This window comes from Saccharopolyspora mangrovi, from assembly GCF_035320975.1.
Taxonomy (GTDB): Bacteria; Actinomycetota; Actinomycetes; order Mycobacteriales; family Pseudonocardiaceae; genus Saccharopolyspora; species Saccharopolyspora mangrovi.
This window is the reverse complement of record NZ_JAWLNX010000020.1, coordinates 95,314-109,405: the sequence shown is the minus strand read 5'-3', so window position 1 is coordinate 109,405 and position 14,092 is coordinate 95,314. Positions and strand designations below refer to the sequence as shown.

General features: G+C 70.1%; 13 protein-coding genes and 2 pseudogenes. 8 read left to right on the top strand and 7 right to left on the bottom strand.

All coding sequences use genetic code 11. From position 1 onward, the window contains the following. Positions 1-86: 86 nt before the first annotated feature. The 5 genes from pheS to infC form a co-directional block, all read right to left on the bottom strand. On the bottom strand, positions 87-1,148 hold the full coding sequence (gene pheS / locus R4I43_RS25020) for a phenylalanine--tRNA ligase subunit alpha (RefSeq protein ID WP_324268137.1): 1,062 nt from the start codon (positions 1,146-1,148) through the stop codon (positions 87-89). Positions 1,149-1,332: 184 nt separating this feature from the next. Further along, positions 1,333-2,172 (bottom strand): TrmH family RNA methyltransferase, encoded by an 840-nt coding sequence (locus tag R4I43_RS25015; protein WP_324268158.1) that lies wholly within the window; start codon positions 2,170-2,172, stop codon positions 1,333-1,335. Next, positions 2,172-2,540, bottom strand: coding sequence for a 50S ribosomal protein L20 (gene rplT, locus R4I43_RS25010; RefSeq protein WP_093415812.1), 369 nt, complete (start codon positions 2,538-2,540; stop codon positions 2,172-2,174). The genes R4I43_RS25015 and rplT overlap by 1 nt, the downstream gene beginning before the upstream one ends. Before the next feature lie 116 nt (positions 2,541-2,656). Next, a complete protein-coding gene (gene rpmI, locus R4I43_RS25005) occupies positions 2,657-2,851 on the bottom strand; it encodes a 50S ribosomal protein L35 (protein WP_093415814.1) in 195 nt (64 codons plus the stop codon). Between the two features lie 86 nt (positions 2,852-2,937). Next, positions 2,938-3,477: a translation initiation factor IF-3 gene (gene infC, locus R4I43_RS25000; protein ID WP_093416880.1), complete on the bottom strand. Its 540-nt coding sequence runs from the start codon at positions 3,475-3,477 to the stop codon at positions 2,938-2,940. A gap of 285 nt (positions 3,478-3,762) precedes the next feature. Between infC and R4I43_RS24995 the strand changes: the two genes are divergently transcribed. Beyond that, positions 3,763-4,164: a DUF1844 domain-containing protein gene (locus tag R4I43_RS24995; RefSeq protein ID WP_324268136.1), complete on the top strand. Its 402-nt coding sequence runs from the start codon at positions 3,763-3,765 to the stop codon at positions 4,162-4,164. Here R4I43_RS24995 and R4I43_RS24990 read toward each other — a convergent pair. Then, complete coding sequence (locus tag R4I43_RS24990; RefSeq protein ID WP_324268135.1) at positions 4,158-4,901, bottom strand: IclR family transcriptional regulator; 744 nt, start codon at positions 4,899-4,901, stop codon at positions 4,158-4,160. The genes R4I43_RS24995 and R4I43_RS24990 overlap by 7 nt on opposite strands. A gap of 174 nt (positions 4,902-5,075) precedes the next feature. On the opposite strand from R4I43_RS24990, the gene R4I43_RS24985 reads away from it, so the two are divergent. Beyond that, positions 5,076-6,308, top strand: a complete 1,233-nt coding sequence (locus tag R4I43_RS24985) for an amino acid deaminase (protein WP_324268157.1) — start codon at positions 5,076-5,078, stop codon at positions 6,306-6,308. 44 nt (positions 6,309-6,352) lie between these two features. Here R4I43_RS24985 and R4I43_RS24980 read toward each other — a convergent pair whose 3' ends face one another. Further along, positions 6,353-6,739: a RidA family protein gene (locus tag R4I43_RS24980; protein ID WP_324268134.1), complete on the bottom strand. Its 387-nt coding sequence runs from the start codon at positions 6,737-6,739 to the stop codon at positions 6,353-6,355. Positions 6,740-6,886: 147 nt separating this feature from the next. On the opposite strand from R4I43_RS24980, the gene R4I43_RS24975 reads away from it, so the two are divergent. The 6 genes and pseudogenes from R4I43_RS24975 (at position 6,887) to R4I43_RS24950 (ending at position 14,087) form a co-directional block, all read left to right on the top strand. Then, positions 6,887-8,473 carry an N-acyl-D-amino-acid deacylase family protein gene (locus R4I43_RS24975; RefSeq protein ID WP_324268133.1) on the top strand — a complete coding sequence of 529 codons (1,587 nt, stop codon included), beginning with the start codon at positions 6,887-6,889 and terminating at the stop codon, positions 8,471-8,473. An 8-nt stretch (positions 8,474-8,481) separates the two neighbouring features. Continuing rightward, a complete protein-coding gene (locus R4I43_RS24970; RefSeq protein ID WP_324268132.1) occupies positions 8,482-9,885 on the top strand; it encodes a GntP family permease in 1,404 nt (467 codons plus the stop codon). A gap of 138 nt (positions 9,886-10,023) precedes the next feature. After that, complete coding sequence (locus R4I43_RS24965) at positions 10,024-11,130, top strand: lactonase family protein (protein ID WP_324268131.1); 1,107 nt, start codon at positions 10,024-10,026, stop codon at positions 11,128-11,130. Positions 11,131-11,331: 201 nt separating this feature from the next. Beyond that, positions 11,332-12,455 (top strand): annotated as a pseudogene (locus R4I43_RS24960) (extracellular solute-binding protein). Then, positions 12,455-13,321 (top strand): carbohydrate ABC transporter permease, encoded by an 867-nt coding sequence (locus R4I43_RS24955; protein ID WP_324268130.1) that lies wholly within the window; start codon positions 12,455-12,457, stop codon positions 13,319-13,321. The pseudogene R4I43_RS24960 and the gene R4I43_RS24955 overlap by 1 nt, the downstream one beginning before the upstream one ends. Next, positions 13,318-14,087 (top strand): annotated as a pseudogene (locus R4I43_RS24950) (carbohydrate ABC transporter permease). Before R4I43_RS24955 ends, R4I43_RS24950 begins: the two are co-directional and overlap by 4 nt. The last annotated feature ends 5 nt before the right edge of the window (positions 14,088-14,092 follow it).

Genomic DNA, 14,092 nt, shown 5'->3' with positions numbered 1-14,092 from the left:
GTTCAGGTAAGTGATGTCGGGGACGGTCGTGACGGGTGTCCTCGAAGCGGCGGAGCCGCAGCGCGGATCAACCATCGGCAGACCTGCTAGATGCCGTACGGCTGGGTGAAGCGGATGTCACCCTCGACCATGTCGCGCATGTCCGGGATGCCGTTGCGGAACATCAGGGTGCGCTCCAGGCCCATGCCGAAGGCGAACCCGGTGTAGACGTCGGGGTCGACGCCGCAGGCGCGCAGCACGTTGGGGTTGACCATGCCGCAGCCGCCCCATTCGACCCAGCCGGCGCCGCCCTTCTTCTCCGGGAACCAGATGTCCATCTCGGCCGACGGCTCGGTGAACGGGAAGTACGAGGGCCGCAGCCGGGTCTTGGACTCCGGCCCGAACATCGAGCGGGCGAAGGCGTCCAGGGTGCCCTTCAGGTGCGCCATCGTCAGGCCCTTGTCGACCGCCAGGCCCTCGACCTGGTGGAACACCGGGGTGTGGGTGGCGTCGAGCTCGTCGGTGCGGAAGGTGCGGCCCGGGCAGACCACGTACACCGGCAGGTCGCGGTTGAGCAGCGCGCGGACCTGCGACGGCGAGGTGTGCGTGCGCAGCACCAGGCCGGAGTCCTCCGGCGCCACGTAGAAGGTGTCCTGCATGGTGCGCGCCGGGTGGTCCTTGCCGAAGTTCAACGCGTCGAAGTTGAACCACTCGGCTTCCAGCTCGGGACCCTCGGCGACCTCCCAGCCCATCGCCACGAAGGTGTCCTCGATCTGCTCGGCGAGCTGGGTGATCGGGTGCCGGGCGCCGGTGGGCACGCGGTCCCAGGGCAGCGTGACGTCGACCGACTCCTCGCGCAGCACGCGCTCGTCGCGCTCGGCCTGCAGCGTGGCGCGGCGCTCGTCGAAGGCGCCCTGGATGGCCTCGCGGGCCTGGTTGACGCGCTTGCCCGCTTCGGAGCGGGCCTTGGGCGGCAACGCCCCGATCTCGCGGCGAGCGGTCAGCAGCGGCGAGCGGTCGCCGAGGTGAGCGGGCTTGACCGCGGCGAGCTCGTCCAGATCGGCAGCGGCGACGAAGGCCTTCTTGGCCTCCTCGACCGCGGCGTCCAGCGTCTCCTGCGACAGCGCGGCGACCTCTTTCGGGTCGTACGAGTCGTTGGCTCCAGACATCGTTAGTGCGTGACTCCCGTTGATCCCACAGGCATCATCGGCCAGGTCCCTGTTCTGCCAGGTGGCTGGGCCTGCGAACCTGCTGAGGTTGCATACGACTCTTCGGTGCGAAGCCGCAAGCTGACATGGGCGATTCTAGGCGACGGCGTCCATCGCGTTGCGCGGTGATCCGTTCCGCCCGAGCTCAGCGGTGCTGGGCACGCGCCGAAGCGTAGAGGCAGACGGCGGCTGCCGTGGCCAGGTTCAAGCTCTCCGCCTGGCCGTAGAGCGGCACCCGCAGCGTCGTGTCCAGCTGGGCCTTGACCTCGTCGGACAGGCCGTGCGCCTCGCTGCCGAACACCCACGCGGTGGGTTCGGCGAGCTCACCCGCCCGGTCGGCGGTGTCGAGGTCGCCGGTGGCGTAGCCGTCGGCGCCGACCAGGCGCAGCCCGGCGTCCCGGCAGGCCGCCAGCACCGCGCTCACGTCGCGGTCCCGGGCCACCGGCAGGTGGAACAGGCTGCCGGTGGAGGCGCGCACCGCCTTGCCGTTGTAGGCGTCGACGGTGTCCCCGGCGAACAGCACCGCACCGGCACCGGCGGCGTCGGACACCCGCACCACGGTCCCGGCGTTGCCCGGGTCGGCGATGCCGACCAGCACCGCGACCAGCTCCGGCCGCTGCGCCAGGGCGCTCGCGGGATCGGTGCGGGGCAGGTCGCAGACGGCGACCACGCCCTGCGGGGTGACCGTCTCCGACAGCGACGCGGCGGCCTTGTCGGTCACCTCGTGCACCGGAACGCCGGCCAGCACGGCGCGCTCGGAGAGCTCGGCGTGCCGCGGCTGCTCGGTGACGAACAGCTCGCGCACCCGCAGCCGGTCGTCGGCGTGCGCGGTCAGCGCCTCGCCCACGGCTTGCGCGCCCTCGGCGAGGAACGCGCCGGCCTTCTCCCGGCCTGCGCGGCGGGTGAGCTTACGAGCGACCGCGACCCGGGACGATCGCTCGGTGAGCGGGGTCCCGGGTCGCGGATCGGAAGTGCGTTCGGCGATCAGGCCGCACTCTCCGGCAGGTTCTTGCGCGCCACGTCGACCAGCGCCTCGAAGGCCTGCGGGTCGTTGACGGCGAGCTCCGCCAGGATCTTGCGGTCGACCTCGACCTCGGCCGCCTTCAGGCCCTGCACGAACTTGTTGTAGCTGAGGCCGTGCTGCCGGGTCGCGGCGTTGATGCGGGTGATCCACAGCTTCCGGAACTCGCCCTTGCGGGCGCGGCGGTCCCGGTAGGAGTAGGTCATCGAGTGGAGCATCTGCTCCTTGGCCTTGCGGTACAGCCGGGAGCGCTGACCGCGGTAACCACGGGCCGACTCGAGAACTGTGCGGCGCTTCTTCTGGGCGTTGACCGCCCGCTTGACGCGTGCCACGGGGTCCGTCCTGTTATCTCATCGGGGGCGGCGGTTTCGACCGCCCAATGCGGGTGGCTGGATGGCTTGCGATGCCGGACTACTGCTCCCTCGGGGGTGCAGCGGGGAAGTCGGCGTCAGCGACCCAGCAGCTTGTTGATGCGCTTGACGTCGGCCTTGGCGACGGCTTCGGTGCCCTCGAGGCGACGGGTGACACGGCTGGACTTCTTCTCCAGGATGTGCCGGCGACCGGCCTGCTCGCGCCGCAGCTTGCCCGAACCGGTCACCTTGAAGCGCTTCGAGGTGCCCTTGTGGGTCTTGTTCTTCGGCATCTTCCGTCCTCGTTTCGTACTGGAGCCGGGCGGGGGCGCTGTCGGCGTCCCGACCCGGCCTCACATCACGAGCCCTGGCGCAGTGCTTACGCGTTGGCCTTGGGCTTGGTCTTGTTGGTCTTGTGCGGCGCTAGAACCATGATCATGTTCCGACCGTCCTGCTTCGGGTTCGCCTCGATGAACCCGAGCTCGGAAACGTCATCGGCCAGTCGCTGCAACAGGCGGAAGCCCAACTCGGGCCGCGACTGCTCGCGACCGCGGAACATGATCGTCACCTTGACCTTGTGACCCTGACCGAGGAAGCGGGACACGTGGCCCTTCTTCGTCTCGTAGTCGTGCGGGTCGATCTTCGGCCGGAGCTTCTGCTCCTTGATGACGGTCTGCTGCTGGTTGCGACGCGATTCGCGAGCCTTCTGCGCGCTCTCGTACTTGAACTTGCCGTAGTCCATGAGCTTGCAGACCGGCGGGCGCGCCTGCGGGGCGACCTCGACAAGGTCCAGATCCGCTTCCTGGGCAAGGCGCAGGGCGTCCTCGATGCGGACGATCCCGACCTGCTCACCGTTGGGTCCGACGAGTCGGACTTCCGGAACCCGGATGCGGTCGTTGATGCGCGTCTCGGAGCTGATGGGGCCTCCTCGGTTCGATGGCTGTGTTACTGCACACCACGGCGTGTAGAGCTCACCCCGGAATGCAAAAGTCCCGCCGGCCGTTCGCTCGCGCGAACACCGCGGGACCCTGACTCCAAACCGATCGAACCGGTATCAGCCGATACCGTTCGCACCACCGACGCCACACGGGACGTCGACAGGACCGGAACCCGGCGGCCTCGGCGGCTGCTCGGGTGGGAGCGGGGCTCCACTTTGCCGCCCCCGCCGCAGCGGGGGCTGGTCGTGCGTGTCAGGGTAGCAGGCGTGACCGAACCGCAGCCAACCACTCCCCCGAACACCACGACCGGCGCCGGCGAGCCGGCACACGACGCGGATGTCGACTTCAACGTACGCGACCTCTCCGATGTTCCCAGCGTCGAGGTGATCAGCCGCGCTGCGGTGATGCTGATGTCCGCCGCCGCGGAGAAGCTCGGGCTCGCCGACGAGGACCCCGACACCGCCCCGGTCCGCGACCTCGACGAGGCCCGCCGCCTGATCACCGGGCTGGCCGGCCTGATCACGGCCTCGGTGGAGTACCTGGGACCGCACGCCGGCCCGCTGCGCGACGGCCTGCAGTCCCTGCAGCGCGCGTTCCGCGAGGCCTCGACCCACCCCGACGCCCCGGGCCAGGGCCCGGGCGAGAAGTACACGGGTCCGGTCTACTGACGCTGGCCGAGCTCCCGGGAGATGTCCGCCGCCGTGCGGCTCAGGTCCGGGAGCCAGCCGAGCAGGTCGTTCCAGGACAGGAGCACCTTCGGCACCGAGATGGACATCGCGGCCACCGCTTCGCCCCGGTGGTTGCGGACGGGGGCGGCGATGCAGTGGGTGAACTCCTCGTGCTCGCTGCGGTCCACCGCGTAGCCCTGCGACCGGACCTGCTCCAGCTCCGCGAGGTAGCGGGCGGGTGATTCGATCGTGCTCGGGGTGAGCTTCGGGTACGGGATCCGCTGCGCGAGCCGTTCGCGCTTCTGCTGCGACAAGTCCGCCACCAGCGCTTTCCCCACCGCCGTGCAGTGCAGCGGGGCGCGGCGGCCGATGCGGGAGTACATCCGGACCGGGTGGATGCTGTCGACCTTGTCGATGTAGACGACCTGGTCGTCGTCGAGGGTCGCCAGGTGGACCGTGTGGCCGCTGCGCTCCCCCAACCCGGTCAGGAACGGCCGGGCCACGTCGCGCACGTCGAGGTCGTCCAGCGCCTGGTGGGCCAGGGCGAACACGGTGCTGCCGAGGCGGTAGCGGTGCGCGTCCTCGCGGCGGACGAAGCGTCCGGATTCCAGCGTGCGCAGCAGGCGCATCGCGGTCGTCTTGTGCACGCCGAGCCGCTGCGCGAGGCCGTCGAGGGTCTGCGGACCTTCGGCCAGCGCGGTGAGCGCGGCCAGTCCGCGTTCCAGGCTCTGACTCACCGGCGTCTCCGATCATCGTTGACTCGACGAAGCGGGCAATGCTACACACCAGAGTCGTTCGTCGCGCAACATTCGTTGCAAAATGCGCAATAGGAGGCGGCAGTGCCCGCAGGGATCAACACAGGAGCGGTCCGCGCGTTGCGCGACGAGATCATCGACTGGCGGTTCAAGGGCATGCCGGCGGATTCCTCCGGCACGACGGTGGGCGAGTTCCTGGCGCGGCGGCCGAAGCTGTTCGAGGCCGGTTTCGTCGGACCGCTGCTGACGCTCGACGACGCGGCGATGGAGCACAACCTCCGGACGATGGCGGCCTGGTGCGGCGAGCACGGCTTGGAGATCGCACCGCACGGCAAGACCACGATGGCGCCGCGGCTGTTCGAACGTCAGCTGGAGCACGGCGCGTGGGGCATCACCGCCGCCAACGTCAGCCAGCTGCGGGTGTACCGGGCGTTCGGGGTGCAGCGGGTCCTGTTCGCCAACGAGCTCGTCGACCCGCACGGGCTGGCCTGGCTGTCCTCGGAGCTCGACGCCGACCCGGACTTCTCCTTCTGCTGCTACGCGGATTCGCTGCGCGGGGTCGAGCTGATGGCCGCCGCACTGGCCGAGCACGGCGGGACCCGCCCGGTGGACGTGCTGGTGGAGTTCGGCGTTGCCGGCGGCCGGACCGGCACGCGGACCGCGTCGCAGGCGCGCGCGGTGGCGGCTGCGGTGGCCGCCGAGCCGCGGCTGCGGCTGGTCGGGGTGTCCGGCTACGAGGGCGAGGTGGCGCACGACGTCGAGGCGTCCTCGTTGTCGGCGATCGACGACTACTTGAACGAGTTCCGCGACCTGGTGGCGGAATTCGCCGAGGCCGGCTACTTCGACGGGCTCGGCGAGGTCGTCGTCAGCGCGGGCGGCAGCGCCTACTTCGACCAGGTCGCCGAGGCGCTGACCCGGCCGTGGCCGGAGGGCTTGCCGGTGGTGCCGGTGCTGCGCAGCGGCGGGTACCTGCTGCACGACGACGGCTTCTACCGGGTGCGCTCACCGTTCGGGCGGGAGCACCGGCTGGCCGGGGCCGAGCCGCCGTTCCGGCCCGCGATGCGGATCTGGGCGCAGGTGATGTCGCAGCCGGAGCCGGACCTGGCGCTGCTGACGATGGGGCGCCGCGACGTCTCCTTCGATCAGGGGCTGCCGGAACCGCAGGTGGTCCGGCGCGACGGCGAGGTGTGGGAGTTGGCCGGGGATTCCTGCCACCTGTCCGGCCTGGCCGACCAGCACGCGTTCCTCAAGCTCACCGGGGCCGAGGTGCGGGTCGGCGACTGGATCGGCTTCGGCTTGTCCCACCCGTGCACGGTGCTGGACAAGTGGAGCCTCATCCCGGTCGTCGACGGCGACGAGGTCGTCGACCTGGTCCGCGCCTACTTCTGAGCGGGTGGAAGTTCCCACCGAAACTTCCACCCGCCTCACCCGGCTCAGTCCAGGACGGCGAGGGCGTCGATCTCGCAGAGGAGACCGGCGGGCAGACCGACGTAGACGGTGGTGCGGGCCGGGAAGGGCTCGCCGACGACGCAGGCGTAGACCTCGTTCATCTCGGCGAACTGCGAGGTGTCGGTGAGGTAGACGCGCAGCATCAGCACGTCCTGCAGCGATCCGCCCTCGGCCTCGATGATGGCGATGACGTTGCGCAGGCACTGCTCGGTCTGCTCGGCGACACCGCCCTCGACGACCTTGCCGGTCGCCGGGTCGACCGCGGTCTGACCGGAGACCTGCAGGATGTTGCCCTTGCGCACGCCCTGCGACAGCGGGATGTTCGCCGGTGGCTTGGGAGCGGCGTCGGTGCTGACCACGGTCCTGCTCATGTCGGTGTCCTTCCACGGATTTCGGTGTCGTGAAGCGGGAATTCGGCCGGAATCGATCTCCATTGCTTTCCCGGGGAATGGTACTTACCATTCGACCACCCGGCGCGGACCGAGTGCCCGGCGTGTGACCGGAGGAACAGATCCACTGTGGACATCGTCTTTCGCGGCGCGCGAGTCGTCGACGGTGACGGCGGCCCGGCGTTCCTCGCCGACGTCGGCGTGGCCGGCGGACGCATCGTCGAGATCGCCGGAGCCGGAACGCTGAGCGGCCGCCGCCGCATCGACTCCGACGGGCTCGTGCTGGCGCCCGGGTTCGTGGACATGCACGCGCATTCGGACCTGCGGCTGCTGACCGAACCGGACCACACCGCCAAGGTCTCGCAGGGCGTGACGCTGGAGGTCATCGGCCAGGACGGGCTCTCCTACTCCCCCGTGGACGACGCCACCCTGGACACGTTGCGCACCCAGCTGGCGGGGTGGAACGACGATCCGCAGGACTTCGACTGGAACTGGCGCAGCGTCGCCGAATACCTCGACCGGCTCGACGCCGGCATCGCCACCAACGCCGCCTACCTCGTCCCGCAGGGCACGCTGCGCCTGCTGTGCGCCGGTTACGAGGACCGGCCGGTCACCGAGGACGAGCTCGACCGGATGCGCGAGGTCCTCGCCGACTCGCTCGCGCAGGGCGCGTTCGGGATGTCCTCCGGGCTGACCTACACGCCCGGGATGTACGCCGACACCGCGGAACTGACCGCGCTGTGCGAGGTCGTGGCCGCGCACGGCGGCTACTACAGCCCGCACCACCGCAGCTACGGCGCGGGGGCGCTCGCGGCCTACGAGGAGATGGTCGAGGTCAGCCGCGCCTCCGGCTGCCCGCTGCACCTGGCGCACGCGACGATGAACTTCGGCGTCAACGCCGGTCGCGCCGGAGAGCTGCTGGCGATGCTGGACGCGGCGCTCGACGACGGCTGCGACATCACCCTCGACTCCTACCCGTACCTGCCGGGCAGCACCTCGCTGCACGCGCTGCTACCCAGCTGGGCGATGGCCGGTGGCGTCACCACCACCCTGGAGCGCCTGCGAGATCCCGCGCAGCGGCGGCGGATTCGCGACGTGCTGGAGGTCGAGGGCTCCGACGGGTGCCACGGCGTTCCGGTCGACTGGAACACCATCGAGATCAACGGCGTCCGCGAGTCCGGCAACGCGCACCTCGTGGGCCGCAGCGTCGCCGAGTCCGCGCTGGCCGTCGGCGCGCAGCCCACCGAGTTCTACTTCGACGTGCTCGTCAGCGAGCAGCTCGGCGCGTCGTGCCTGATGCACGTCGGGCACGAGGACAACGTGCGGGCGATCATGCGCCACCGCACCCACACCGCGGGCAGCGACGGACTCCTGGTCGGTGCGCGCCCGCACCCGCGGGCGTGGGGCACCTTCCCGCGCTACCTCGGCCACTACGTGCGGGAACTCGGCGTGCTCGGGCTCGAGGAGTGCGTGCGGAACATGACCTCGCGGCCCGCCGACCGGCTCGGCCTCGCCGACCGCGGCCGCGTCCGGGAGGGCCACGTGGCCGACCTGGTGCTGTTCGACCCCGAGGCGGTCCGAGACACCGCGACCTTCGACCAGCCGCGGCAGCAGGCCGTCGGCATCCCGCACGTGCTGGTCAACGGTGTGCCGGTGATCGACGGCGGGAACCGCACCGACGCACTCCCCGGACGCGCGCTGCGCAAGGACCGCTAGGAGATCCCGTGTTCCTCAACTGGCTGCAGCACGAGACGTCCGGATTGCTCACGTTGTGCGCGGCCGGGATCGCGGTGCTGCTGGTGATGATCATCCGGTTCCGCATCGAACCGTTCATCGCGCTGCTGGTCAGCGGGCTGCTCATCGCCTTGGCCGCCGGGCTGCCCGTCGAGGACGTCGTCGGCACCGCGCAGAAGAGCAGCGATTCGCTGCTCGAAGGCGGTTTCGCCAGCATCCTCGGGCACATCACCGCGATCATCGGTCTCGGCACCATCCTCGGGTCGATGCTGGAGGCCTCCGGCGGCGCGCAGCTGCTGACCCGCAAGCTGCTGGCGGCGTTCGGGGAGAACCGGGCTCCGCTGGCGATGGGGCTGTCCGGGCTGGTCTTCGGCATCCCGGTGTTCTTCGACATCGGCATCTTCGTGCTCGCGCCGCTGGTGTACGTGGTGGCGCGGCAGGGCAAGCGGTCGATCCTGCTGTACTGCCTCCCGCTGGTGGCCGGGCTGTCGATGACCCACGCGTTCCTGCCGCCGCACCCCGGTCCGGTCGTGGCCGCCGGGCTCTTGGGCGTGGACCTGGGCTGGATCATCCTGATGGGACTGGTCTGCGGGCTGCCGGCGTTCGTCGTGGCCGGGCTTCTCTACCCGGTGTGGATCGGCAAGCGGATCGATCTGCCGGTGCCCGCCGACATGCTGGCCACCGCCGACGAGCTCGCGGCCAAGCGCGAGGGGCAGCGCGACCCTTCGCTCGCGGTCGTCGCGCTGATCATCGGGTTGCCGATGGTGCTGATCCTCGGCGCCACCTTCGGCAGCATCACCCTGCCGGAGGGAAGCGCCGTGCTGTCGGTGCTGACCTTCCTCGGGAACCCGACCGTGGCGCTGACGATCGCCGTGCTGCTGTCGTTCTGGCTGCTGGGGACGCGGCGCGGGATGACCGGGCGGGACCTGTCCGAGCTGACCAGCGGTGCGCTGCGCCCGCTGGGGATGTTGCTGCTGGTCGTCGGCGCGGGCGGGTTCTTCGGGAAGGTGCTCGCCGAGACCGGTGTCGGGGACGCGCTGGCCGGGTCGCTGCAGGGCGTGGGGTTGCCGATGATCGTGTCGGCGTACGTGATCAGCAGCGGCCTGCGGATCGCTCAGGGGTCGGCGACCGTGGCGATCGTGACCACCGGCGGGATCGTGGCTCCGCTGGTGGGTTCTGCGGGGTTGTCGCAGGCGCAGCTGGCGTTGATCGCCGTGGCGATCGCGGCCGGGTCGATCATCGCCTCGCACGTCAACGACGGGGGTTTCTGGATCATCTCCCGGTACTTCGGGATTCCCGTCGCCGACATGCTCAAGACCTGGACCGTGCTGGAGACGCTGTTGTCGCTGGTGGCGTTCGGGATGGCTGCGGGGATGTCGCTCCTGGTGGCGTGACGGCACGCCCCTTCGGCGGGGGCCGAGTTAGGCCGTTTTGGTCTAGTCCACCTTGTCCGCGCTGCGACAGACTTCGCTCCTGCTTTGTCGTCCAGCAGGGAGAACGTTGTGGGTGGTTCGTTTTCGCGTCGTGGGTTCTTGAGCGCGGTCGGGGCGTTGGGGGTCGCCGGGGCGACCGCCGGGTGCGCTTCCGCCGCCGGGCGGCAGGGCGCGGCCGCCGCGCACCAGGTGCACCAGGCGCACGCAGGGCTGATGACCTTCATCGGCAGCTACACCAGCTCGCAACCCGCGGGGCGGGGTGTGGACATCGCGATGCGGGACATGAACGGGCTGCTCACGCCCTCCGGAACCCTCCCGGGCGTCGCCGACGCCTCGTTCTTCGCCTGGTCCCCCGACCACGAGTTCCTGTACGTCACCAACGAGCGGCCGCAGGGGTCGATCACCGCGATCGACGTCAGCTCGCACGAACCCCGGCTGATCAACAGCGCGCCCAGCGGTGGGAACGCGCCCACGCACCTGTCGGTGCACCCGAGCGGGGCGTTCATCCTCACCGCGAACTACGGCGACGGGACGGTGGCCGCGCACCGGCGCAAACCGGACGGGAGCATCGGCGAGAACACCTCGCTGGTCGAGCACCCCGGCGCCGAGCCCCACGCGCACCAGGTCCTCGTCGATCCCAGCGGGAAGTGGGTCGTGGCAGTCGATCTCGGGGCCGACTCGGTGTTCGTCCACGCCTTCGAGGGCGGCGAGCTCACCCAGCACCAGCAGCTGACGCTCCCGGCGGGCACCGGTCCCCGGCACCTGGTCTTCGAGGGCACCACGGCCTACCTGCTGGCCGAGCTGAACTCGACGATCACGGTCCTGGGCTGGGACCCCGAGGCGGGCAACCTCACCGCCGGGCAGGTCATCAGCAGCCGCGCGCCCGAGGCCACCGGCGAGAACTTCGCCGCGGAGATCGCGATCTCCCGCGACGGCCAGTTCGTCTACGCCTCCAACCGGGGTGACGACACCATCGCCACCTTCGCGGTGGAGAACGGCTCCCTGGTGTTCAAGGCGGCCACGCCCACCGGAGGCAACTGGCCCCGGCACTTCGCGCTGGACCCCGAGGAGACCTCGCTGTTCGTGGCCAACCAGCGCGCGGGCACCGTCACCCGACTGGCGCGCGACGCCAACACCGGTGCGCTGTCCCCCACCTCGGACAGCTACGCGTGCCCGTCGGTCGCGGCGATCACCTTCCACGGCTGATCCGTCCACAACAGACCCTTCACCGATTTCCCAGTGATGTACGGCAATTTCACAGTGCTCGGCTCGGCCACAGTTCAGCAGCGGAGGACGGTCCGGACCTTGCTCCGGCGAGGTCCGGATCCATAACATCCGCTTTCCCGACACCGGGGCCGACGACCGAGCAGCACAACGGAGACCAGCCATGCGCGCAGGAAAGCCCTCATCGTCGCCGCCGTCGCTGCGCTGCTCGCGGCGTGCGGACCTCCCCAGGTCCAGCAGGCCGGACCGGCCGTCGACGAGCGGTCGGGAACCCTGCGCGTGTGGCTGTTCGACGAGGCCAACCGCGCACCCAAGCAGGCCACTGTGGACGAAGCGGTGGCGCGGTTCGAGCGCGAGCACGCCGGTGTGGACGTCGACGTGCAGTACATCCCGGTGGAGACCAGATCCGAGCGCTTCACCGGCGCCTTCAACGACCCCGCCAGCGCGCCCGACGTCGCGGAGGTCGGCAACACCGACCTCGCGGGCTACGTCGCCGCGGGCGGCCTCGCCGACCTGACCGAGAAGTTGCCGCAGTGGCCCGAATCAGCCGACCTGTCCCCCTCCGCGCTGGACACCGCGCCGACGAGCGGCCCGAGCTCTACGGGATCGCCACCGGCGGCAAGTACCACTACGCGCTGATGCCGTTCATCTGGGCGGCAGGCGGTGCTCTCGCGCGCCAGGAGGGCCAGCGCTGGGTGTCCACCATCGACAGCCCCGCAGCGCAGCGCGGCATCGAGGCCTACGCGAAGCTGATCACCAGCGGGGCCTGCCCGCCCGAGCAGTGCGCCGACATGACCGGCAGCCAGAGCGTGCAGGCCTTCGCCTCCGGCGAGGCCGCGATGACCATCGGCGGCGACTTCAACCGCAAGGCCGTCGACGCTGGCGTGGCGGGCAAGTACGGCGTGGTACCGCTGCCCGGTGACACGACCGGTTCCACCGCACCGGCTTTCGCGGGCGGCAACCTGCTGTCGGTGCTCAAGTCCTCGCAGCGCTCGACGCTGGCGCGCGAGTTCGTCCAGCTGCTCGGCGGCAAGGAGTACCAGCGCAAGATGTACGGCTCGATGGGCAACCTGCCCACGTTCATCGACGTCCAGGGCGAGGTCGCCGATCCCGACCCCGCTGCGGCGCCGTTCGTGATGACCCTGCGCGGCGGGACGCACTTCGTGCCCAGCACCGAGGCGTGGTCGAAGATCGACGCGCAGGGCGTGCTGCCGACGATGGTGCAGCAGATCATCGGCGGAACGCCGGTCGCCGAGGCCACCGCGCAGGCCGCGGCGCAGATGAACGCGGCGTTCGAAGGCCGATGATGGCGCTGCTCTACCTCGCACCGACGGCGCTGCTGCTCGTCGCCATGATGGGCTACCCGCTCTACCAGCTGGTGCAGATCTCGCTGTACGAGTACGGCCAGGCGCAGGCCTCCGGCGGCGCGCCGCTGGAGTTCCTGGGCGCCGGCAACTACCTGGAGCTGCTCGGCGACGCCGAGTTCTGGACGATCCTGCTGCAGACCTGCGTCTTCGCCGCGGTCTGCGTGCTGGGCAGCCTCGCGGTGGGCATCGGACTGGCCGTGCTCGCCACGAGAACCGCGCCGCTGCCCCGGATGCTGCTGTTCCTGGCGGCCATCGGCGCGTGGGCGACACCGGCCGTGGCCGGCTCGACGGTGTGGCTGTTCCTGTTCGACCAGGACTTCGGACTGATCAACGAGGCGCTGACCGGCATCGGCATCAGCGGTGCGGACGGCATGTCCTGGACCTACGACAAGTACCTCGCCTTCGGTCTGGTGGCCGCCGAGGTGATCTGGTGCTCGTTCCCGTTCGTGCTGGTCACCACCTACGCGGGCTTCACCGGGATTCCCGGCGAGGTGGTGGAGGCCGCGGCGCTGGACGGCGCTTCGGCGTGGCGGACCGCGCGCAGCGTGCTGCTGCCGGTGCTGGTCATCGCCACCATCCAGTCGATCATCTGGGACTTCAAGGTGTTCACGCAGATCTACGTGATGACCAACGGCGGCGGCGTGGCCGGGCAGAACATGGTGCTCAACGTCTACGCCTACCAGGAGGCCTTCGCCGCCTCGAACTACGGGATGGGCTCGGCGATCGGCGTGGTGATGACCGCGCTGCTGCTGGTGATCACGCTGCTCCACCTGCGCGCGCAGCGCGGGAACGAGGTCCTGGCATGACCCGAGCTCGGATGACGGCCAACACCGCCGCGATCGTGATCGCGGTGCTGGTGGCGTTCCCGCTGTACTGGATGGTGCTCTCGGCGTTCAAGCCGGGAGCCGAGCTGCAGTCCACCGATCCGCGCCCCTGGACCACCGCGCTCACGCTGGACGGGTTCCGCCGGGTGTTCACAGTGGACGGATTGGGCGGCTACTTCCTCAACAGCCTCCTCGTCGCGGGCGCGGTGGTGCTGCTGTCGCTGCTCATGTCGTTCCTGGCGGCGGTGGCGCTCACCGGCTGACGATCCCGCTGTTCTTCCTGATGCGCCAAGTGGGTTCAGCAGTTCCCGCGTTCGGGCTCAACCACCTCGGCTCGCTCGTGCTGGTGCACCTGGCGTTCAGCCTGCCGCTGTCGATCTGGATGCTGCGGGGCTTCGTGGCGGCGGTCCCGGTCGAGTTGGAGGAGGCCGCCACGCTCGACGGCGCGAGCCGCGCCCGCTTCGTCTGGCAGGTGCTGTTCCCGCTCGTGGCGCCGGGACTCGTTGCCACCAGCGTGTTGTCGTTCATCCACGCGTGGAACGACTTCCTGTTCGCGAAGACCTTCATCATCTCCGCCACCGAGAACCACACGCTGCCGATGGCGATCCTGGTATTTTTCAGCCCGCAGGGTAACGACTGGGGCGCGATCATGGCAGGCTCGACGCTGATGACCATTCCCGTTCTGATCTTCTTCGTGCTCGTCCAGCGAAACCTGGTGTCGGGACTGTCCGGCGCGGTGAAGGGATGAGCTTC